The organism is Dactylosporangium sp. NPDC000244 (genome assembly GCF_040300725.1).
Taxonomy (GTDB): Bacteria; Actinomycetota; Actinomycetes; order Mycobacteriales; family Micromonosporaceae; genus Dactylosporangium.
Window position 1 is genome coordinate 79,012 of sequence record NZ_JBEPEH010000048.1, and the last position, 19,884, is coordinate 98,895.

Below are 19,884 nucleotides of genomic sequence, written 5' to 3' on the forward strand. Positions count from 1 at the left end.
GATGGACCTCCGGCCCCCGCTCGCGGCGCCCGCCGTGCCCGAGTCCCGCGTCGAGCGGCTGTGCGCGGCCATCTCGCACATCGAGGACCTGCTGGAGGAGGGCGACGCGGCCGAGGCGATCGCCGCCTTCAACGCCGACACCGGCCACGCCTACGAGCCCTACGACTTCCGTAACTACTACGCCTCGCGCGACATCGAGGACCTCGCGCTGGAGGCGGCCCGCCCGGCCCGGCCGAAGGTGCCGGACATCAGCCGGGCGGAGCTGGTCGAGATCGTGCGCCGCATGCGGGTGGTGGGCCGCGACCAGGACTACTACATGCTCGTGCTGGAGACGAACACCGTCCGTCCCGGCGCCGCCGCGCTCGCCCTGGGCGACGAGCCGGCCGAGGCGGTCGTGGACGAGATCCTGCGGTACCGGCCGATCGCGCTCTGACATGACGATCACGCTGCGCGCGGCCGAGGCCGCCGACATCCCCGCCGTCCTCGTGTTCTGGAAGCTCGCCGCCGAGGACACCAACCGCGTCGGCGACGACGGCGCCGCGGTCGCCGCGCTCATCGCCCGCGACCCCGAGGCCCTGCGGCTCGCGGTGGACGGCGACGCGATCGTCGGCTCGCTCATCGCCGGCTTCGACGGCTGGCGCTGCCACCTGTACCGCTTCGCCGTCCACCCCGGCCGGCGCCGCCAGGGCATCGGGCGCCTGCTGCTCGACGCCGCCGAGGAGCGCTTCCGGGCCTTCGGCGGGCACCGGGCCGACGCGATGGTGCTGCAGGACAACGCGCTCGCCCACCACGCCTGGGCGGCCGCGGGCTACGCATCCGAGCCGGAGTGGCGGCGCTGGGTCAAGCGGCTGGATTCCCGGTGAGCGCAACCGTGGTGACAGTGCTGGTGCTGCTGAACACCCCGGCCGCGCGCGAGTACTTCGGCCGCTGCCGGGGTGCGCGTCAGCCGGCGGTCTGGAACGAGCGCTTGGAGAAGCCGAACATGAAGCCGTCGACGGTCGTGGTCACCGGGGCCGCCGGGTCGGCCGCGGCGCCCAGCGTCACGAACAGCGGGATGAAGTGGTCCGGCGTCGGGTGCGCGAACGGCATGCCCGGCGCGCGGCCGAACTGCGCGAGCGTGTCGACGTCGCCGCGGGCGAGTGCGTCGGCGATCCAGGCGTCGAAGTCGGACGACCAGGCGGGCACCTCGCCGCGGAACATCGCCGGGGTGATGAACGGCAGCCCGTGGGTCATGAAGCCGGAGCCGATGACGAGCACGCCCTCGCCGCGCAGCTCCCGCAGCCGGGCGCCGATGGCCAGGAGCCGGGCCGGGTCGTGGCTGGGCAGGCTGACCTGGAGCACCGGGACGTCGGCGAGCGGATACATGGCCATGAGCGGCACCCAGGCGCCGTGGTCGAGGCCGCGGCGCGGGTGGCGGAACACCGGCTCGGAGTCCGGCATGGAAGCCGCGACCCGATCGGCCAGCGCGGCCGCGTCGGGGGTGGGGTAGGTCAGCTCGTAGTACCGCGGATGGAAACCCCCGAAGTCGTAGACGAGCGGCGTGGCGGCCCCGGTCGCGGACAGCGCGAGCGGCGCGGTCTCCCAGTGCGCGGAAACGATCACGATGCCGCGCGGCTTGGGCAGCGCCCGCGCCCAGCCGAACAGCTGCCGCAGCCACTCGGCGTCGTCGAACAGCGGCGGGGCGCCGTGGCTGAGGTAGAGCGCGGGCAGCGGCCCGTCGGCGGGCTCCCATCCGCGATGGGCGCGGGACTGCTCCAGCGCGTCGACGAGGAACTGGTCGTAGGCACCGGCCGGGATCATGACGGGGACCTTTCGCTGAAGATGCTGCCGGGACACGGGGCGCCGGGGTCGGCGGCGCGGGCGATGCGCTCGCCGGCCGCGCGCAGCTGGCGGAGCTGGGCCTTGGTGAGCGGGTCGAAGACGAGCCGGCGGACCTCGGCGACGTGGCCGGGCGCGGTCGCCACGACGATCGCCCAGCCCTCGTCGGTGAGGGTGGCCAGGGTGTACCGCCCGTCGTCCGGGTCGGGCCGGCGGGTGACCAGGCCCCGCTTCTCGAGCCGGGCCACGACCTGCGAGAGCCGCGGCAGCGTGCCCTCGGCGAACTGGGCGAGCACGCTCATGCGCAGCGTCCGCCCGGGCGCCATCGACAGGCCGGCCAGCACCTGCGCCGGAGCCCAGCCCGAGCTCGCCGACCTGCCCACCCCGGCCGTCACCGACGGCCAGGTGCTGATCAAGGTCAAGGCCGCGGGGCTGAACGCGGTCGACAACATCATCGCCGCCGGCTACATGGCCGGGATGTTCCCGCACGAGTACCCGCTGGTGCTCGGCCGCGACGCCGCCGGCGTGGTCGAGGCGGTCGGCGCCGGGGTCGAGCACGTCCAGCCCGGCGACGAGGTCATCGGCCACGTCCTGCTCGCCCCGCCGGTCCGGCACGGCACGCTGGCCGAGTACGCGCTGCTGCCCGCGGCCGCCGTCACCCCGAAGCCGGCCGGCCTCGACTTCGTCACCGCCGCCGCCCTCCCGCTGGCCGGCGCCGCCGCGGTCGCGGCCGTCGACGCGATCGACCCCCAGCCCGGCCAGGTCGTGCTCGTCAGCGGCGCCACCGGCGGCGTCGGCAACTACGCGGTGCAGCTCCTCGCGGCGCGCGGGGCCACCGTGGTGGCGACCGGCACGCCCGCCGACGCCGGCAAGCTCACCGGCCTCGGCGCGGCCACCGTGGTCGACTACTCCGCCGGCTCCGTCGCCGAGCAGGTGCTGGCCGCGTACCCAGACGGCGTCGACGCCCTCGTCGAGCTCGCCGCGCAGACCCCGGATGCGGCCGCATTCGCCGCCGTGCGCAAGGGCGGCAAGGTCGCCGCGCTGACCCAGGCCGCGACCGAGGACGCCCTCGCCGCGGCCGGCCTGACCGGCGGCGGCGTCTTCGCGGGCCCGGTCCGCGAGGTCACCGCCCCGCTGGCCGAGCAGGCCGCGGCCGGCACCCTGGCCGTCGACGTGGCCACCGTGCTGCCGCTGCACCGCGCCGCGGAGGGCCTCGCCACCATCGCGTCGGGCCAGGCCCGCGGCAAGATCGTCGTCACCGTCGAGGACTGACCCCGGCCTCGGCCGGCGGCGGCACGAGCGGGTTGCGGAGCAGGTACAGGCCGTAGACCAGCAACGCCGTGTCGCCGCCGACCATGACGGTCCAGTGTGCCCAGGCCGGCAGCGCGTCGACGCGCAGGAACAGGTCGGTCAGGAAGTGCAGGAGCATCAGCGGCCACAGCGCGCCGGTGCGCAGGCGCAGGGCGGCATAGCCGACGCCGAAGCAGAAGGTGCCCACGGCCTGGGCGAGGGTGATGGCCGGCGCCTGGCCGAAGAGCATGTTCGGCAGGTGGGCGGCGGCGAAGAGCAATGAGGACAGCAGGACCGACGGCCAGACGCCGGTCGGCCGCAGTACACCCGGAATCAGCCCGCGGAAGAGGGCCTCCTCGACGAAGCCGGTCGCGGCGTATCCGGCGACGAGCACCGCCAGCAGCCCGGCGCCCGGGAGACGGACCCCGCCCACGAGCGGGAGCACGGCGAGCAGCGCGGGCAGCCACAGCAGGCGCGGCTCGCGCAGGCCGGTCGTGCGCCAGACCCTGGTCGTCGCGAGCAGGACGGCGACGCCGGCGGCGAGCACCAGGACCACGATCAGGCGGGCGGTCCACGCCGAGGCGGACGGGAACAGGGCGGCCACCGCGAGCGCGCCCAGGGTGGTGACGGCGATGTCGGCCAGGCCGAGGCCGATCGCGGCCGTGCGGGGCGAGGTCATGCCGCCCGCCGGGCCCGCAGCGCCAGCGCGGCCGAGGCGGCGACGCGCACGACGACCATCACGAGGGCCATCAGCACGGACGCGGCCGTCCAGGCCGCGGCGCCGGAGATCTCGTGGGTCATCGAGAAGCGGCCGATCGCGGCCGGGAACCAGTGCTCGGCGCCGTACGCGAACAGCACCCGGCCGCCGATGACCGCGATCCACAGCGCCGCGTACGCGGCCCCGGCCCGCATCACCAGGCGCCCCTCCGCGTCCCGGCCGACCCGGATCAGCGCGGCCGCGGCCAGGCCGAGCACCGCGCCCGCCCCGGCCCCGGCGAGCTCGAGCCGCAGGTCGTTGCCGAGGGTCGGCAGGTCATGCAGGAAGAACCAGGCCGCCACCGCGACCAGCAGCAGCGGCAGCGCGATCCGGGCCCGGGTCACGGCCCGGGTGCCGAGGTTCGACCACAGCACGAACGCCAGCAGGCCGGCGTTGAGCAGATATTGGGTGGTGCTCATCGGGACGCCTCCAAGGGGATCGGATGCCCCGGAACGCTATGAGCGCGGCGGCCGCGAGCCATCGCCGCTGGAGTGGATCCCGGCCCGCGCCGATCTCCACCCGTGGGTTGAGCCTCGGGCCCGAGCCGGATGTTTAGCCTGGTGGGCATGAATCCGACGGCGGCGGCCACGCGACTGCACAGGCTGGTGCTCCTCGGCGGCTGGGCGACGGCCGCCGCGGTCGCGATCGCCACCGTGGCCGCGGGGCTTCCGGACGGTACCGCCGCATCCGCCGCCGTCATCGCGCTCACCGTGACCGGGCTGGCCCTCTGGGGCCTGTGCCTGTCCCGCCGCGTCGCCGCGGTCCCGGTGCTGGTCGCCGCGCTCGTCGGCACCGGGCTGGCCGGGGCGGCCCTCGACGCGCTGCACCCGTCCGGCCCGGGGGTCGTGCTCGCCTACATGGCGATGACCGGCCTCGGCTTCGGCATCCCCCGCCGCCCCTCCCTCGCCGCGGCCGCGATCGTCGTCGCCGCGGCCGGCTGGGCCGAGGCGCGCACCGCCGCCAACGGGGTCGCCGCGGTGCTGAGCCTCGCCGCCGGGGCCGGGTTCCTCTACCTCGCGGCCGCCTTCGCGGGCGTCTCCCGCGAGGCGCACGACCACTCCCGGGCCCTGCTCGAACAGGAGGCGGCCACCCGCGAGGCCCGCGAGGAGGCCGCCGTGCTCGCCGAACGCGGCCGGCTCGCCCGGGAGCTGCACGACGTGCTCGCCCACACCCTGTCCGGGCTCGCGGTGCAGCTGGAAGGGGCGCGGCTGCTGGCCGAGCGCACCGGCGCCGACCCGCGCCTCGCCGACCAGGTCACCAACGCCCAGCGCCTGGCCCGTGACGGCATGGTCAACGCGCGGCGCGCGGTCGCGACCCTGCGCGGGGAGGCGCTGCCCGGCCCGGCCCAGGTGCCGGCGCTGGTCGAGCAGGCGCGGCTGGGCGGGCTGCCGGTGACGCTGCGGGTGCACGGCGAGCCGCGGCCCCTGCCGAGCGAGGCCGGGCTGGCGGTGTACCGCACCGTGCAGGAGGCCCTCACCAACGCGGGCAAGCACGCCGGGGACAACGCGACCGCCATTGTCGCCCTCACCTGGGCCGAGACCGAGGTGACCGCGGAGGTCACCGACGCCGGCGGGGACCGGGTCGCGGCCGGGCTGCCGTCCGGTGGCTACGGCCTCGCCGGCCTCGCCGAACGGGCGGCCCTCGGCGGCGGCCGCCTCGACGCCGGCCCGACCGATGACGGCTGGCGGGTAACCCTCGTGCTGCCCATAGCTCTGGAGGACCGCACATGACCGGCGCCGTCCGCGTGCTCATCGCCGACGACCAGAAGGTGGTCCGCGACGGGCTGGCGATGCTGCTCGGCCTGCTCGACGGGATCGAGGTCGTCGGCACCGCGGTCGACGGGGCCGACGCCGTGCGGCAGGCCCTCGCCGGCGACCCCGACGTGGTGCTGATGGACCTGAGCATGCCGGGCACCGACGGCGTGGAGGCGACGCGGCGGCTGGCCGAGCACGGCTCCCGGGCCCGGGTCGTGGTGCTGACCACGTACTCCGACGACGACTGGGTGTTCCGCGCCCTGCAGGCCGGCGCGCGCGGCTTCCTCACCAAGGACGCCGGGGCCGAGGAGATCCAGCAGGCGATCACCACGGTGGCGGGCGGCCAGGCGCAGCTGGACCCGTCGGTGCAGCTGCGGCTGCTGCAGGCGCTGGCCGCGGGCGCGCCGCTGGGGGTCGCCGAGGAGCCGGCCGCCCCGGACGACCGCCTGACCGCGCGGGAGGCCGAGGTGCTGGTCGAGATCGCCGGCGGGCACTCGAACGCGGAGATCGCGGCGCGGCTGTACGTCTCCGAGGCCACGGTGAAGACGCACGTGAACCACCTGCTGGCCAAGACCGGGTGCCGGGACCGGGCGGCGCTGGTCGGGTACGCCTACCGCACCGGGCGCGTCACGCCGTAGCCCGGGTCAGCTCAGCCAGACCACCATCGCGTCACCGGTGGCCGTGGCGGCGGCGAAGTACCGCACCAGGTCGTCGTAGTACTTGCGCAGGTGGTCGAGGGCGTCCGGCTCGCTCCACGCCTTCGGGTAGACGTCGGCCGCGTCCAGGGCGGCGCCGGTCACGCCGTCGATGAGCCGGTCGTACGGCAGGGCGGACAGGAACGCCGAGGCCTCCGCGACGCGGTCCGGGGTGAGCAGGAAGGCCGGGCCGTAGCCCCAGTCGTCCTCGGTGAACTCGTCCTCGCCATGCACAACGTCGATCGGGCAGGCGGCGCGCTCGAGGAGCCACCGCAGCGCGTCCCACGACTTGTCGGTGCGGTGCAGGCGGTCCTTGGCGAGCTGCCCGGCGGGGCTGTCCGGCTCGTCGATCTCGGCGTCCTCGAGCTCGTCGGCGTACTCCATCGCCCAGTCGGGATCCAGGCGCGCGCGATCGAGCTCCGGCGGCGTGATGCGCAGGTAGTTGCCGATCATGCTCATCCAGTCAGATTATCGGGTCCGTATGATAGGACGCCGTGACCGTCAGGCCCGCGGCCGAGACCGACGCCGAAGCGCTCGGCGCGCTGCACGTGCACGCCTGGCAGGAGGCGTACCGCGGCCAGATCCCCCAGGCCCGCCTCGACGCCCTCGACCCGGCCGAACGCGCCCGGGAATGGCACAACCGGCTGAGCAACCTCCCGCCGGCCGCCGCCGTCTACGTGGTGGACGACGAGGCCGGCGTGCTGGCCGGCTTCGTCTCCACCCTCGTGCACCCCGACCCGGCGACGGGCCGGATCACGGCCATCTACGTGCGCCCGGACGCCTGGGGCCGGGGCACCGGCCGCACCCTGATGGCCGCGGGGCTGGAGCACCTGCGCGCGGCGGGCTGCACCGAGGCGGTGCTGTGGGTCCTGGCCACGAACGAGCGCGCGCGCCGCTTCTACGAGGCCGCCGGCTGGCACCCGGACGGCGCGACCCAGACCGAGGACTTCGACGGCGTACCGCTGGAGGAGCTGCGCTACCGCCGCCCCCTGTGACCGCCGGCCCACCGTCACTGGCCGAACGTCCGGTGAGCCTTTCGCCGTGAGCGCGGTCACCGCACGATCCGTCGGCCGTACGGTGACCGCGTTCGCCATCGGTCAGGGCAGCAGGTCCGGCGGGAGGTCCTGGTAGGCGACCGGGCGCAGGAAGCGCTCGATCGCCATCGTGCCCACCGACGTCGAGCGGCCGTCCGACGTCGCCGGGAAGGGGCCGCCGTGGACCATCGCGGCGTTGACCTCCACGCCCGTCGGCCAGCCGTTGTAGATGATGCGGCCCGCCCGGCGCTCCAGCACCGGCAGCAGCCGCCGGGCCAGCGGGTGGTCGGCCGGCTCCGCGTGCAGGGTCGCGGTCAGCTGGCCCTCCAGCGACTCGGCCAGGGCGACCAGCTCGTCGGCGTCGGCGCACGTCACGAGGAGGGACGCGGCGCCGAAGACCTCCTCGCGCAGCAGGGGGTCGCGGCCGAAGCGCGCGGCCGTCGCGGCGAACACGGCCGGCGTGCAGGCGTCCGCGGCGCCGGCGATCAGGTGCTCGGCGCGGGCCCGCAGCGCGGACTGGTAGGCCGTGCCGATGGCCGGGGTGAGCATCGTCGCCGGTGGCTTGTCCTCGAGCAGCGCGGCCAGCGCGGCGCGGAACTCGGCCAGGCCGGGTCCGTCGACGGCGAGCAGCAGGCCCGGGTTCGTGCAGAACTGGCCCGCGCCGGCGGTCAGCGAGGCGACGAACGCCTCGGCGAGCTGGGCCGGGGCGGCGGCCAGGCGCCCGGGCAGCAGGAACACCGGGTTGACGCTGGACATCTCGGCGTACACCGGAATCGGCACCGGCCGCGCCTGCGCCACGGCCATGAGGGCGAGGCCGCCCGACCGGGAGCCGGTGAAGCCCACGGCGGCGATGGGCGGGGCGGCGACGAGCCGCGTGCCGATCTCGTTGCCGGCGCCGTAGACGAGCGAGAAGGTGCCGTCGGGCATGCCCGTCTCGGCGGCGGCCTCGGCCACGCAGGCGGCGGCGAGCTCACCGGTCTGCAGGTGCGCCGGGTGGGCCTTCACCACGACCGGGCACCCGGCCGCGAGCGCGGACGCCGTGTCGCCGCCGGCGACGGAGAACGCCAGCGGGAAGTTCGACGCGCCGAAGACCGCGACCGGGCCGAGCGGGATGCGCCGGGCGTGCAGGTCCGGCGAGCCGGGGACGTGCCGGCGGTCCTCCCAGCCCGGCTCGTCCAGCAGCGCGGCGAAGAGGCGCAGCTGGCCGGTGGTGCGGGCGAGCTCGCCGCGGGCCCTGGCCTCGGGCAGCGCCGTCTCGGCCACGACCAGCTCGGCGAACGCGTCTTCCTGCTCGGCCAGCCGGTCGGCGATGGCGCGCAGGAACGCGGCGCGGTCGGCGGCGGGCCGGGACCGGTACGCGTCGAACGCGTCCGCGGCGAGCCGGGTGGCCGCGTCCGTGGCGCTGCCGTCGTCCATCCCGTAGGCGGGCCCGATCGGCGCGCCCGTGGACGCGTCGCGGGAGTGCTCGCTGCCGGCGGTACCGTGGACGCGTTTGAAGCCGATGAACATCGCTCCGGTCAGCTCCGTCATCGGGCACCCGCCTCGGCGAGCGCGGCGAGGAACAGCGCCATGCCGGTCGCTCCCGCGTCGGGCGTGCCCAGCGCGCGGTCGCCGACGTAGCTCGCGCGGCCGGCCCGGGCCCGCAGGTCCTTTGTGGACTCCGCGGCGCGCTCGGCCGCCGCGGCGGCGCCGGCCACGTCGTCCGGGTGGGCGGCGAGGTGGTCGCGGGCGGGGATGAGGCTGTCGAGCATCGTGCGGTCGCCCAGCTTCGCCTCCCCCACCCGCTGGATCGCCGCGATCCCGTCGGTCAGGCCCTGTGCGAGGGTCGGCGCGGCCGCCATCTCCTGCAGCAGCAGGCCGATCAGCGGTCCGCTGGTGCCGCCGACCTCGTCCAGGAAGCAGGTGGCGGCGACGGCCAGCTCGGTGCGCGGCTCCGCCCCGGCGGGCACCCGCGCGACCACGAGCCGCAGGGCGCCGCACAGGTTGTCGCCGAAGTCGCCGTCGCCGGCGGTCTGGTCCATCGCGGTCAGGGCCGCGTGCTCGCGCTCGGCCAGGCGCAGAAAGGTATCCATCAACATCGGGGCAGTCACTTCCGTAGCGTTGCGGTCCAGACCGGCGCGTCCCACAGGGACTGCCAGTCGTCCTCGAGCATCGTCAGGGTCAGCGAGAACCCCTTCATGTCCAGCGCGGGCGTCCAGGTGCCGACGAGGCTGCCGCCGAGGCCGACCCCGCGCTCGGCGAGGACGTCGGCCGCGATGGCGAAGACGTTGTGCAGCTCGATCGCGGTCGTCGCGCCGAGGCCGTTGACGAGCAGCAGCGCCCGGTCGCCGGCCGGGGTCTTGGTGAGCAGGTCCTCGACCATGCGCCCGACGAGCTCCTCCAGCGGCGGGCGGGGGACGCTGCAGGCGGCGCGCTCGCCGTGGATGCCGACGCCGTACTCGACCTCCGCCTCGTCCAGCTCGAACGCGAGCCGGCCGGTGGCGGGCGAGGTGTGCGCCTGGGCGGCGACGGCGATGCTGCGCGAGCGGGCCACGACCCGGGTGCCGAGCGCGGCAAGCTCGGACAGGCCCAGCCCGGTGTCCGCGGCCGCCCCGAGGAGCTTCTCGACCAGGATGGTGGCGCCGGTACCGCGCCGCCCGGTCGCCGTGTCGGCGCTGTCGGTCGCGATGTCGTCGTCCACGAGCACCCGCTCCACGCGGATGCCGTCGTGGCGCAGCCGCTCGGCCGCGATGCCGAAGTTGATCCGGTCGCCGGTGTAGTTCTTGACGATGTGCAGGACGCCCTCGGGCCCGGCGACGGCACGGCTGGCCTGGTACACCTGCCGGTTGTGCGGGGAGGCGAAGACCTTGCCCGGCACCGCGGCGTCGAGCATGCCGCGGCCGACGAGCCCGGCGTGCATGGGCTCGTGGCCGGAGCCGCCACCGGAGACGAGCCCGGTGCGGCGGCCCGGGTCGGGCGCGACGGCCCGGACGTAGACGGGATCGGTGTGCAGGGCGACGACGTCGGCGTTGGCGCGCGCGAAGCCGCCCAGCGCCCGGTCGACGTAGTCGCTCGCGGACGCGAGGAACGGTGCTGCCATGTGAGGGTCGGCTTTCCTAGCTCAGGGGCGGGCCCAGCGACTCGCGGGTGACGAGCGTCGCGGGCAGGACGATGTCGGCGAGGTCCGTCTCGCCGGCGATCCGCCGCAGCAGCAGGTCCGCGGCGGCCCGGCCCATCTCGTAGGCGGGCTGGGCGATCGCCGTGATCGGCGGCTCGACGAGCGGGAAGAGGCTCATGTCGTCGAAGGCGAGCAGGCTCAGGTCGGTCGGGATCTTCAGCCCGGCCGCCCGGATGGCCTTGAGCGCGCCGACGGTGACGAGGTTGTTGAAGCAGAACACCGCGGTCGGCGGCTCGGGCATCGCGAGGAGCTCGTTCATGGCCCGGTAGCCGCCCTCCTCGCCGAGGTGGCCGTGGCTGATGTAGTCCTCACGCACGGCCAGCCCGGCGTCGCGGTAGGCCAGCCGGAAGCCCGAGAGCCGCTGGCAGGCGGTGTCGAAGTCGCGCGGGCCGGAGATCATCGAGACCTTGCGGTGGCCGAGCCGGAAGAACTGGCCGACCGCATCGCGGGTGACCTTCCGGTTGTCGGTGCGCACCAGCGGGGCGTGCAGCCCGCGCGGGCGGCGGTCGACGAGCACCAGCGGGCCACGCTGCGCGGTGAGCGCCGACGTGAAGCTCTCGTCGGTGCCCACCGTGGTGGCGGCGAGGCCCGCGAAGGTGCCGTCGTGCAGCGACGTCACCATCTGCCGCTCGCGCTCCGGGTTGAGGTGGGACCCGGCGATCACGAGCTGGTAGCGGGCATCCGCGGCGCGGTCGGCCATGCCCTGCGCGACCAAGGCGTAGAACGGGTTCACGACGTCCGGCACGAACAGGCCGAGCACGTTGGAGCGGCCCTGGGACAGCGCCCGGGCCGCCGCGCTCGGCACGTAGTCGAGCCGGGCCGCGGCGGCCAGGACTTTCGCCTTGGTCTCCGCGGTCACCGACGGCTCGTCGCGCAGCGCGCGCGTCACAGTTGCGGTCGACACCCCGGCCAGTCTGGCCACGTCGCGAATGCCTGCCACACGTACTCCTCAACTCGCCGGGGAGAGCGCTTCCATCAAACCGGAAGAACGCCCGCCTCCACCAGAGCCGCGCGGATGGTCGCCCGTTCGGCGTCGCTGACCGGCGTCAGCGGGTGCGCCCCGAGGCCACCGTTGCGGCCCTGCAGGGCGAGCGCGGCCTTGATCCGGACCGTCATGTTCGAGCCGTCGATCGAGCGCCACACCGGCAGGAGCTTGTTGTGGATGTCCAGGGCGGTCTTGTGGTCGCCGGCCTGGACCGCGTCCCACTGGGCCACGCACAGCTCGGGCACCACGGTGAGCGTGGCGCTGACCGCGCCCTGGGCGCCGAGCAGGTAGGCGGGGTAGAGCAGGTCGTCGACGGCGGTAAGGACCGCACCCTCCGTCGGCGCGGCCTTGAGCAGGTCGGCCAGCTGGTGGATGTTGCCGCCCGACTGCTTGACGCCGACGACGAGCTCGACCTCCTGCAGGATGCGGTAGACGGTCGTGGCGGGGATCAGCGCGTACGGGATGACGTTGTACACGATGACGGGCGTGCCGGTCGCCTCGGTGATGCGCCGGTAGTACTCGATGGTGGTGTCCTCGTCCGGCTGGAAGAGGTAGTGCACCGGCGTCACCTGCAGCGCGTCGACGCCCGTCTCGGCGATCGCCTTGCCGTAGCGGATCACCTCGGCGGTGGAGTCGCGGATGATGCCCGCGATGACCGGGATCGCCCCGGCCACCTCTTCGACGGCGACCTTCGCGATGGTCACGGACTGCTCGAGGGAGAGCATCTGCCCGTCACCAGTCGAACCGGTGACGCAGATGCCCTGCACGCCGGCGGCGAGGTGGTATCGGACCTCCGCGCGCAGCGCCTCGACGTCGATGTTCTCGTCGGCGTCGAACGGGGTCACGAGCGGCGGGATGACGCCCTTGAAGGTGGTCTTCGTTGCCAGGGTCATGTGATGGCGGCCTTTCCGTGCCTCGACGATCATGTCACCGGTTACATCTGCGAACACTGTTGCCCATCGGAACCGTCGTGTCAACGGCAGATTTCGAAGTCGTGAGCAGCAGTGTTTCGGTTCGAGGCCTTGACATGAGGATGACCGGACGTCACGGTGTAACCGATAACACGGGGTGGCAATCAACCGGCAACAGCGAGGACATGACATGTTTCGACGCCCTCCGAGAGCGCGGCACACCCTGACGGCCGCCGCCGTCGCCGGCGCTCTCGCACTGACCTCTGCCTGTTCTCCACCGTCCGCAAAGAGCCCGGGCGGTTCGGCGGCCGACAACGGCGGTCCGATCAAGCTCACGTTCTGGACCAACCTGACCGTCAAGGCGCAGGCGGACGTCATCAAGCAGCAGGCGGACCAGTGCGTCGCCAAGCAGCAGGACGTCTCCGTCGCGTTCGAGGCGGTGCCGTTCGACAGCATGTACCCGAAGATGGTCACGGCGTTCCGGGCCGGCAACGGGCCGGACGTCATGAACACCATCGAGGGCGGCGTGGCCGCGGCCCAGGCCGGTGACTACATCGTCCCGGTCGACGACGTGGTCGACGAGCACGGCCGCAGCGACTTCGTCGGCTCGTTCCTGCATGCGGTGAGCAAGGACGGCAAGACCTGGGCGGTGCCGGACTGGGCGCTGCACCAGGAGGTGTACTACCGCAAGGACCTCTTCGCCGCCAAGGGCATCGCGGTGCCCAAGAGCTGGCCCGAGCTGCTCGCCGCCGCGAAGCAGCTCGACAACCCGGCCGGCGGCGTGCGGGGCTTCACGGTGCCGATGGCCGCCGCGCTCGTGGCGCCGCAGACGTACTACCAGTTCCTCTACGCCAACGGCGTGCACACGTTCGACCCCAAGACCGGCGAGTACGCGCTGGACCGCGACAAGCCCAAGGCCGTCGCCGCCACCCAGTTCATGCTCGACCTCTACAAGGCCGCGTCCCCGCCGGAGTCGCGGACCTGGACCTGGACCGACTTCCGCACCGCGTTCGTGCAGGGCAAGTCCGCGATGACGCTCGACTTCGGCGCCGTCGTGGGCATGGCCAACGAGCAGAACCCGGGGATGCTCGACAACATCGGGGTGTTCCAGCTGCCCGGCCCGGCGGCCGACGTCAAGCCCCAGGGCTCGATCGGCGGCGGCTACTTCTACATGGTCGGCAAGAGCAACGAGCGCCGCCAGAAGGCCGCCAAGACCCTGGTCACCTGCATGATGGCGGCCGACCTGCAGGCCGCCCGGGTCAACACCCGGCCCGTGTTCGCCCTGCCGGCGACCACCAGCGCCGCGGCCTCGCCGGTCTTCACCGGCAACCCGACGGTGCAGAAGCTGTCGTCGCAGATCCAGACGATCCGTGACGACTCGCTGCCGGAGTGGTACCGCTACGGCATGGAGGCCGGCCTGAACCCGCTGGCCGGCCAGATCGAGGCGACCACGTTCGTCGGCGACAACCTGCAGGCCGCGGCGGCCGGGAGCCTGACCGCCGAGCAGGCCTTCGACAAGATCAACACCGAGATGAAGCGTCTCGCCAAAGTGAACTGAACGGCGGAACCATGGCCTCCACTCCCGCGATCCTCACGCGCGGGCTGACCGGACGGCAGCAGCGGGCAGGCATCGCCTTCGCCCTGCCCGCTGCTCTGCTGTTCGCGGTCATCCTGGCGTACCCCATCTTCGAGAGCTTCCGCACCTCGCTGTTCTCGATCGATCTGCTCACCGGCGACGCGTCGTTCGTGGGCCTGGGCAACTTCGGCGACGTGTTCGCCGACCGGACCCTCTGGTCGACCATCGGCCACACCCTGGTGTGGACGGTGCTGTCGCTCGCCGGCCAGCTCGGGCTCGGGCTCGCCGCCGCACTGCTCATCGACGCCGACTGGCCCGGCATGCGCTGGATTCGCCAGCTGCTGCTCATCCCGTACGTGGTGCCGGTCATCGCCAGCGCCCTGGTGTGGCAGTGGATGCTCGACGGGCACTACGGCATCATCAGCACCAGCCTGCAGACCTGGGGCGCGCTCGACCCGGGCGCCAACCCGCTGGGGCAGGAGAGCACCTCGCTCGCCACCGTCGTGCTGGTCAACATCTGGCGCGGCTTCCCGTTCGCGATGCTCGTGTTCTGGGCGCGCATGCAGAGCATCGACAAGGCGCAGTACGAGGCGGCGCGAGTCGACGGCGCCGGTCCGTGGCGCGAGTTCGTGCACGTGACCCTGCCCAACCTGCGCTCCGCCGCGCTGTCGCTGCTGGCACTGCGCGGCATCTGGACCCTCATGTACTTCGAGCTGGTGTGGCTGCTGACCCGCGGCGGCCCGGCCGGGTCCTCCGAAGTCCTGTCGACATACATCTACAAGGTGGTCATGGGTGAGTTCCGCGTCGGTTACGCAGCAGCGATCGCATCCCTTGCCGGGCTCTTCCTCGGCTTCGTCGGGCTCGTCGGCTGGATCCTCCACCGGGTCCGGGTCCGTCGCGCGGCCTGAGCGGCGGCGGACGAAGGCGGCCGTGGCCGGGATCGCCGGCCGGGTCGTCGCGCTCGCCCTCATCGTCTTCTTCGCCGTCGGGCCGATCCTCTGGATGGTCGTGAGCTCGGTACGCCCGGCCGACCAGCTCTTCCAGAGCCACCCGTCGGTCGTACCGACCGCGGTCACCGGCGCCTGGTACGACGAGGTGTTCGGCTCCGGCGCGCTGCGCTGGTTCGCCAACAGCTTCGTGGTCGCGGTCGTGACGACCCTCGTCTCGCTCGCCCTCGGCACGGCGGCCGGATACTCGGTCACCCGCTTCACCTTCCCGGGGCGGCGGGTGCTGCTGGCCTGCCTGGGCATCTCGTACCTCTTCCCGGCGATCCTGCTGCTCGTCCCGCTCTACCTGGTGCTCGCCTCGCTCGGCCTGGCCGGCTCGCTGCTCGGCATCGTCATCGCGCACCTGACGATCACGCTGCCGCTCACGACCTGGCTCATGAAGAGCTTCGTGGAGGCGGTACCGCGCGAGCTCGAGGAGGCCGCGTGGGTCGACGGCCTGGGCTACTTCGGCGCCTTCGTGCGCGTCACGCTGCCGCTGCTGCGCACCGGCCTGGCCACGACCGCCATGTTCGCCTTCATCCTGTCCTGGGACGAGTTCCTGCTCGCCAGCGTCATCGCCCAGGGCGACACCGTCACCGCGCCGGTCGGCATGGCCGGGCTCGTGACCTCCTTCGACATCCGCTGGGGCGCCATCATGGCGCTGAGCACCCTCGTGACCATCCCCGTCGTCGTCCTCTTCTTCGTACTGCAGCGCTACTACGAGAAGGGCCTGACGGCCGGCAGCGTGAAAGGCTGAGCCTCCCGTGAGCCCCACCTCCACCGACCTCACTCCCGAACCGGCGGTCACCCCGCAGGTGCTCGTCGTCGGCGCCGGATCGGCCGGCGTCGCCGCGGCGGTCGCGGCCGCCGAGTCGGGCGCCGACACCCTGCTCGTCGAGGCGACCGGCCACGTCGGCGGGACGCTCGCGTGGCAGCTGCTCGAGCACAGCGCCGGCTTCCACGACGCCGCCGGCAACCAGGTCACCGGCGGCGTCGGGCAGCGGATCGTCGCGCTGCTGCAGCGCTACGGCGGCTCGCCCGGGCACATCCCGGACGACGTCGGCTACACCGCGACCCGCACCCCGGTCAACCACGCCGAGCTGGCGATGGCCGAGGCGGTGCTGCTGCACGAGTCCGGCGCGCGCCTGATGCTCAACACGGCCGTCACCGGGGTGTCCACGGAGGGCTCGGCGGTGACCGAGGTCCGCGTCGAGACGGCCGGCGTCGGCGGCAGCGTCATCCGCCCGGCCCTCGTCGTGGACTGCTCCGGCGACGCCGTCGTCTTCGCGCTCGCCGGCGCCGCGATGCAGACCGACCGCCCGGGCCGCACCCAGCCGGTCTCGCTGATGCTGAAGCTCGGCGGCGTCGACTTCGGCCCGCTGCTGGACTACGCCCGGACCCACCCGGACGACTTCCGCCCCGGCGGCCACGTCGGGGCGGCCGACGACGACCACGTGAACCTGTGGGGCCTCGGCGCGCTGCTCGCCGCCGGCCACGCCGACGGCCGGCTGTCGTGGCGGCGCACCGAGCTGCACCTGGCCGGCTGGCCGACCCGGGGCGAGGCCGTGCTCAACGTGACCCGCACGGTGTCGGGGTACACCGTCCTGGCCCGGCAGGTCCTGGAGACCGTGGACTGGTTCCGCCGCTACGTGCCCGGGGGCGCGAACGCGTACCTCGCCGCCGTCGCCGACCGCGTCGGAGTCCGCGAGTCCCGGCGCGTGCTCGGCCGGCGCACGCTCACCCAGGACGACGTGCTCGGCGCCCGCCGCGACGACACCGCCGTCGGCATTGCCGCGTTCCCGATCGACGTGCACGACGCCGACGCGCCCGGGCTCTCGCACACCGACGGGCTGCCGGCCGCGTACGACATTCCGTTCGGCACCCTCGTCGCCCAGAACCTGACCAACCTCCTGGCCGGCGGCCGCTGCATCTCGACCACCCACGAGGCCAACGGATCGGCCCGCATCACCGCCACCTGCTTCACGACGGGCGAGGCGGCCGGGACGGCGGCGGCCCTGGCCGCCCTCGGCGGCTTCGACGCGCACGCGGTGGACGTGGGCAAGCTCCAGGCGGCCCTGCGCGCGCGGGGTGTGATCGGCGCGCGCGGCCGCTGAGGCCGCGGGCTACTGGAACAGGGCAGCGAGGCGGGGCAGGCGCCGCTCGTTCTCGGCCTCGTCCTCGACATCCCAGCGCTCGCCCCGGGCCGGCCCCGCCGGCCCGGTCGGCCGCCCGGCGGCGAGCGCGGCGTCGAACGCGTCCACGTCGCCGGTGCGGGCGCGGTAGGCGTTGCGGGCGGCGTAGTGCAGCGCCTCGTAGCCGAGCCAGCCGGAGCCGGCCGCCATCTCCCGCACGATCGGCAGGTCGGCCAGCGAGTCGGGATCGGCGCACGCGGCCTCGAAGGCGGCCCGGCCCTGCAGCATCAGCCCGGCCCGGAAGTCCCGGAAGCCGTCGTCGCCGCACCCGCCCTCGATGAGGTACGCGGCGGCCCAGAGCGGCCCGAGGTAGGCGGCGTCGAGCACCTGCGAGTATCGCCGCGCGAAGGCCACAATCTCGTCGGGCGGCAGCTCGGAAAGGTCCGCCCCGCCCTCGATCAGCTCCCAGAACCTCTGGATCTCCACAGCGGCAACGGTAGCCCGTTCGCATACCTGGTGGAGGAGCGGCTCTCCTAGACTGGGCGGGTGAGCGCCGCACACGATCCCAACGCCCTGCTCGACGAACACGGTGGACTGCCCGAGGCGCGCCCGCCGTGGCCGGCCCGCGACCGGCTGCGCATCACCGCCGTCCGGCCGATCGTCACCGCGCCCGAGGGGCTGCCGCTCGTGGTGGTGAAGGTGGAGACCAGCGAGCCCGGGCTCTACGGGCTCGGCTGCGCCACCTTCACCCAGCGCTACGCCGCCGTCGCCGCGGCCGTAGCCGAGCACGTGGGGCCGCTCGCGATCGGGCGGCACCCGGCCGACATCGAGGACATCACGCGGACGGTGCACTTCTCGTCGTACTGGCGCAACGGCCCGGTGCTGAACAACGCCCTCTCGGGGCTGGACCAGGCGTTGTGGGACATCGCCGGCAAGCGCGCCGGGGTGCCCGTCTACGAGCTGCTCGGCGGCCGGGTCCGCGGCGGCGTGGAGGTCTACACGCACGCGTCGGGCGACACGACCGGGGAGGTCCTGGACGAGGCCGAGCGGCTCATCGCCCAGGGCTACCGCTGCATCCGCATCCAGCGCGCCGAGCCCGGGCTGGGCAGCTACGGGGCGCCCGGCACCGGCGGGCACTATCCGGGCTCGCCGAACCCGGACGGCTGGGACCCGGAGCGGTATCTGCGCGGGACCCCGTCGCTGTTCGCGGCCGCCCGCGAGCGCCTCGGCTTCCAGATCAACCTCATGCACGACGTGCACAGCCGGCTCACCCCGAAGCAGGCGGTCGTGCTGGCGCGGGCGCTGGAGCCCTTCGGGCTGTCGTTCCTGGAGGACGTGATCCCGCCGGAGCACTACGACCGGCTGCCGGAGGTGCGGGCGGCGTCCCCGGTGCCGCTGGCCGTCGGCGAGCAGGTCGGCTCGGTGCCGGACGCGGCGCGGCTGATCCGCGACGGCGGCGTCGACCTGATCCGCCTGCACACGTCGGCGATCGGCGGCCTGACCCCGACCCGCAAGCTCGCCGCCCTCGCCGAGCTGTGCGGCGTGCGGACCGCGTTCCACTCCCCCGCCGACGTCTCGCCGGTCGGGGTCGCGGCCAACCTCGCGGTCGACGTCTCCAGCCCGGCGTTCGGGTTCCAGGAGTCGCACGAGTACAACGAGGCCACCCACGAGGTCTTCCCCGGCTGCCCGGACGTCGTGAGCGGCTACATGCAGCCGTCGGACGAGCCGGGCTGGGGCGTCGACCTCGACGAGCGCAAGGCGGCGCAGTTCCCGCCGACCAAGTTCCTGTTCGACCGCTGGGCGGCCGTGGTGCGCCGCCCCGACGGCGCGCTGGAGGCCCCGTGAGGGTTCTGGTGACCGGCGCGGGCGGCAACATCGGCCGCGCCGTCTGCGCCCGGCTCGCGGCCGAGCAGGTGCAGACCCATGCCTTGGTACTGGCCGAGCCCGCACCGTCCACAGTGGAGCACTCGGTCACGGGCGACGCCGGCGACCCCGCCACGGTCCGTGCGGCCATCGGCGCCGGCGTCGACGCGGTGGTCCACCTGGCCGCCATTCCGAGCCCGCTGAACGACCCCCCGCTCGACGTCTTCGCCGGCAACACCCGCGCCACGTTCAACGTCCTGGAGGAGTGCGCCCGGGCGGGCGTGCGCCGCGCGGTGATCGCGTCCAGCTACTCGATCCTGGGCCTGCGCTTCGCCGAGCGCGAGCTGCACCCGGCCTACTACCCGATCGACGAGCGGACCCCGTTGCAGATCGAGGACGCATACTCACTGTCGAAGCACGCCGACGAGGCGACGGCCGCGATGATGCACCGCCGCCACGGCCTGGACATCGTGGCCCTGCGCTTCCCGTTCACGGCCGACTGGGACCGGCTGCGCACCACCGCCTCGACGTGCGATCGCGACCCGTCGACGATGGCCGCGGACTCCTGGTCGTACCTGCACGTGGACGACGCCGCCGAGGCGGTGTGGCTGGCCCTGACGCGCCCGGTGACCGGCTTCCACCCACTGCTACTGGCCGCACCTCGCACCATGTCGGATCTGTCCACAATGGACCTCATCGCGCGCTACCATCCACAGACCGAGCTGCGCGCCTCGATACCCGGCACCGCGACTCCGATCTCCACCGGGGCCATCGAGCGGCTCCTGGGCTTTCGCGCGACGCGCTCGCTGTGACGCGACCGCCGCCGCCACACGACCGCCGCCGCCACACGACCGCCGCCGCCACACGACCGCCGCCGCCACACGACCGCCGCCGCCACACGACCGCCGCCGCCACACGACCGCCGC

23 protein-coding genes are annotated in these 19,884 nt (G+C 74.0%); 12 read left to right on the forward strand and 11 right to left on the reverse strand.

Translation table 11 applies throughout. The features are described 5' to 3' along the window. Position 1: 1 nt before the first annotated feature. Together ABT369_RS48245 and ABT369_RS48250 are read left to right on the forward strand one after the other, a co-directional pair. Positions 2 to 433 carry a hypothetical protein gene (locus tag ABT369_RS48245; RefSeq protein ID WP_350623686.1) on the forward strand — a complete coding sequence of 144 codons (432 nt, stop codon included), beginning with the start codon at positions 2 to 4 and terminating at the stop codon, positions 431 to 433. A gap of 1 nt (position 434) precedes the next feature. Then, positions 435 to 863: a GNAT family N-acetyltransferase gene (locus ABT369_RS48250; protein WP_350623687.1), complete on the forward strand. Its 429-nt coding sequence runs from the start codon at positions 435 to 437 to the stop codon at positions 861 to 863. A gap of 79 nt (positions 864 to 942) precedes the next feature. Here ABT369_RS48250 and ABT369_RS48255 read toward each other — a convergent pair whose 3' ends face one another. Both ABT369_RS48255 and ABT369_RS48260 read right to left on the reverse strand, forming a co-directional pair. Beyond that, positions 943 to 1,800 (reverse strand): dioxygenase family protein, encoded by an 858-nt coding sequence (locus tag ABT369_RS48255; protein ID WP_350623689.1) that lies wholly within the window; start codon positions 1,798 to 1,800, stop codon positions 943 to 945. After that, a complete protein-coding gene (locus ABT369_RS48260; protein WP_502891921.1) occupies positions 1,797 to 2,120 on the reverse strand; it encodes a MarR family winged helix-turn-helix transcriptional regulator in 324 nt (107 codons plus the stop codon). Before ABT369_RS48260 ends, ABT369_RS48255 begins: the two co-directional genes overlap by 4 nt. Here ABT369_RS48260 and ABT369_RS48265 point away from each other — a divergent pair. Then, positions 2,119 to 3,090 carry an NADP-dependent oxidoreductase gene (locus tag ABT369_RS48265; RefSeq protein WP_350623693.1) on the forward strand — a complete coding sequence of 324 codons (972 nt, stop codon included), beginning with the start codon at positions 2,119 to 2,121 and terminating at the stop codon, positions 3,088 to 3,090. The two genes, ABT369_RS48260 and ABT369_RS48265, sit on opposite strands and share 2 nt — an antisense overlap. Here the strand turns inward: ABT369_RS48265 and ABT369_RS48270 are convergent. Next, positions 3,074 to 3,787, reverse strand: coding sequence for a CPBP family intramembrane glutamic endopeptidase (locus ABT369_RS48270; RefSeq protein WP_350623695.1), 714 nt, complete (start codon positions 3,785 to 3,787; stop codon positions 3,074 to 3,076). The genes ABT369_RS48265 and ABT369_RS48270 overlap by 17 nt on opposite strands. After that, complete coding sequence (locus ABT369_RS48275) at positions 3,784 to 4,284, reverse strand: hypothetical protein (protein ID WP_350623697.1); 501 nt, start codon at positions 4,282 to 4,284, stop codon at positions 3,784 to 3,786. Before ABT369_RS48275 ends, ABT369_RS48270 begins: the two co-directional genes overlap by 4 nt. 147 nt (positions 4,285 to 4,431) lie before the next feature. On the opposite strand from ABT369_RS48275, the gene ABT369_RS48280 reads away from it, so the two are divergent. Beyond that, positions 4,432 to 5,595, forward strand: coding sequence for a sensor histidine kinase (locus tag ABT369_RS48280; protein WP_350623699.1), 1,164 nt, complete (start codon positions 4,432 to 4,434; stop codon positions 5,593 to 5,595). After that, on the forward strand, positions 5,592 to 6,257 hold the full coding sequence (locus ABT369_RS48285; protein WP_350623702.1) for a response regulator: 666 nt from the start codon (positions 5,592 to 5,594) through the stop codon (positions 6,255 to 6,257). The genes ABT369_RS48280 and ABT369_RS48285 overlap by 4 nt, the downstream gene beginning before the upstream one ends. 6 nt (positions 6,258 to 6,263) lie before the next feature. Here ABT369_RS48285 and ABT369_RS48290 read toward each other — a convergent pair whose 3' ends face one another. Further along, a complete protein-coding gene (locus ABT369_RS48290) occupies positions 6,264 to 6,773 on the reverse strand; it encodes a YfbM family protein (protein WP_350623705.1) in 510 nt (169 codons plus the stop codon). 35 nt (positions 6,774 to 6,808) lie between these two features. Here ABT369_RS48290 and ABT369_RS48295 point away from each other — a divergent pair, with 35 nt between their 5' ends. After that, on the forward strand, positions 6,809 to 7,309 hold the full coding sequence (locus tag ABT369_RS48295) for a GNAT family N-acetyltransferase (protein WP_350623707.1): 501 nt from the start codon (positions 6,809 to 6,811) through the stop codon (positions 7,307 to 7,309). 102 nt (positions 7,310 to 7,411) lie between these two features. On the opposite strand, the gene ABT369_RS48300 is transcribed toward ABT369_RS48295, so the two are convergent. Genes ABT369_RS48300 through ABT369_RS48320 form a run of 5 tightly spaced genes read right to left on the reverse strand, consistent with a single transcriptional unit; the run spans position 7,412 to position 12,383 of the window. Continuing rightward, positions 7,412 to 8,878 carry an aldehyde dehydrogenase (NADP(+)) gene (locus ABT369_RS48300; protein WP_350623710.1) on the reverse strand — a complete coding sequence of 489 codons (1,467 nt, stop codon included), beginning with the start codon at positions 8,876 to 8,878 and terminating at the stop codon, positions 7,412 to 7,414. Beyond that, a complete protein-coding gene (locus ABT369_RS48305; protein WP_350623712.1) occupies positions 8,875 to 9,420 on the reverse strand; it encodes a DAK2 domain-containing protein in 546 nt (181 codons plus the stop codon). The genes ABT369_RS48300 and ABT369_RS48305 overlap by 4 nt, the downstream gene beginning before the upstream one ends. Before the next feature lie 14 nt (positions 9,421 to 9,434). After that, positions 9,435 to 10,427, reverse strand: a complete 993-nt coding sequence (locus ABT369_RS48310) for a dihydroxyacetone kinase subunit DhaK (protein WP_350623714.1) — start codon at positions 10,425 to 10,427, stop codon at positions 9,435 to 9,437. Positions 10,428 to 10,443: 16 nt separating this feature from the next. After that, entirely contained in the window at positions 10,444 to 11,445 is a 1,002-nt protein-coding gene (locus tag ABT369_RS48315; RefSeq protein ID WP_350623717.1) for a LacI family DNA-binding transcriptional regulator, read from the reverse strand. A gap of 35 nt (positions 11,446 to 11,480) precedes the next feature. Next, on the reverse strand, positions 11,481 to 12,383 hold the full coding sequence (locus ABT369_RS48320; protein ID WP_350623721.1) for a dihydrodipicolinate synthase family protein: 903 nt from the start codon (positions 12,381 to 12,383) through the stop codon (positions 11,481 to 11,483). Between the two features lie 208 nt (positions 12,384 to 12,591). On the opposite strand from ABT369_RS48320, the gene ABT369_RS48325 reads away from it, so the two are divergent. The 4 genes from ABT369_RS48325 to ABT369_RS48340 are packed head-to-tail and all read left to right on the forward strand — an operon-like array spanning position 12,592 to position 17,077. Further along, positions 12,592 to 13,959, forward strand: coding sequence for an ABC transporter substrate-binding protein (locus ABT369_RS48325; protein WP_350623724.1), 1,368 nt, complete (start codon positions 12,592 to 12,594; stop codon positions 13,957 to 13,959). Positions 13,960 to 13,970: 11 nt separating this feature from the next. Beyond that, a complete protein-coding gene (locus ABT369_RS48330) occupies positions 13,971 to 14,885 on the forward strand; it encodes a carbohydrate ABC transporter permease (protein ID WP_350623727.1) in 915 nt (304 codons plus the stop codon). 22 nt (positions 14,886 to 14,907) lie between these two features. After that, on the forward strand, positions 14,908 to 15,720 hold the full coding sequence (locus ABT369_RS48335; protein ID WP_350623729.1) for a carbohydrate ABC transporter permease: 813 nt from the start codon (positions 14,908 to 14,910) through the stop codon (positions 15,718 to 15,720). Positions 15,721 to 15,727: 7 nt separating this feature from the next. Continuing rightward, positions 15,728 to 17,077: an FAD-dependent oxidoreductase gene (locus ABT369_RS48340; protein ID WP_350623732.1), complete on the forward strand. Its 1,350-nt coding sequence runs from the start codon at positions 15,728 to 15,730 to the stop codon at positions 17,075 to 17,077. 9 nt (positions 17,078 to 17,086) lie between these two features. On the opposite strand, the gene ABT369_RS48345 is transcribed toward ABT369_RS48340, so the two are convergent. Next, positions 17,087 to 17,581, reverse strand: coding sequence for a DUF4240 domain-containing protein (locus tag ABT369_RS48345; RefSeq protein ID WP_350623734.1), 495 nt, complete (start codon positions 17,579 to 17,581; stop codon positions 17,087 to 17,089). 60 nt (positions 17,582 to 17,641) lie between these two features. On the opposite strand from ABT369_RS48345, the gene ABT369_RS48350 reads away from it, so the two are divergent. Further along, complete coding sequence (locus ABT369_RS48350) at positions 17,642 to 18,940, forward strand: enolase C-terminal domain-like protein (protein WP_350623736.1); 1,299 nt, start codon at positions 17,642 to 17,644, stop codon at positions 18,938 to 18,940. Continuing rightward, on the forward strand, positions 18,937 to 19,770 hold the full coding sequence (locus tag ABT369_RS48355) for an NAD-dependent epimerase/dehydratase family protein (RefSeq protein ID WP_350623738.1): 834 nt from the start codon (positions 18,937 to 18,939) through the stop codon (positions 19,768 to 19,770). Before ABT369_RS48350 ends, ABT369_RS48355 begins: the two co-directional genes overlap by 4 nt. The last annotated feature ends 114 nt before the right edge of the window (positions 19,771 to 19,884 follow it).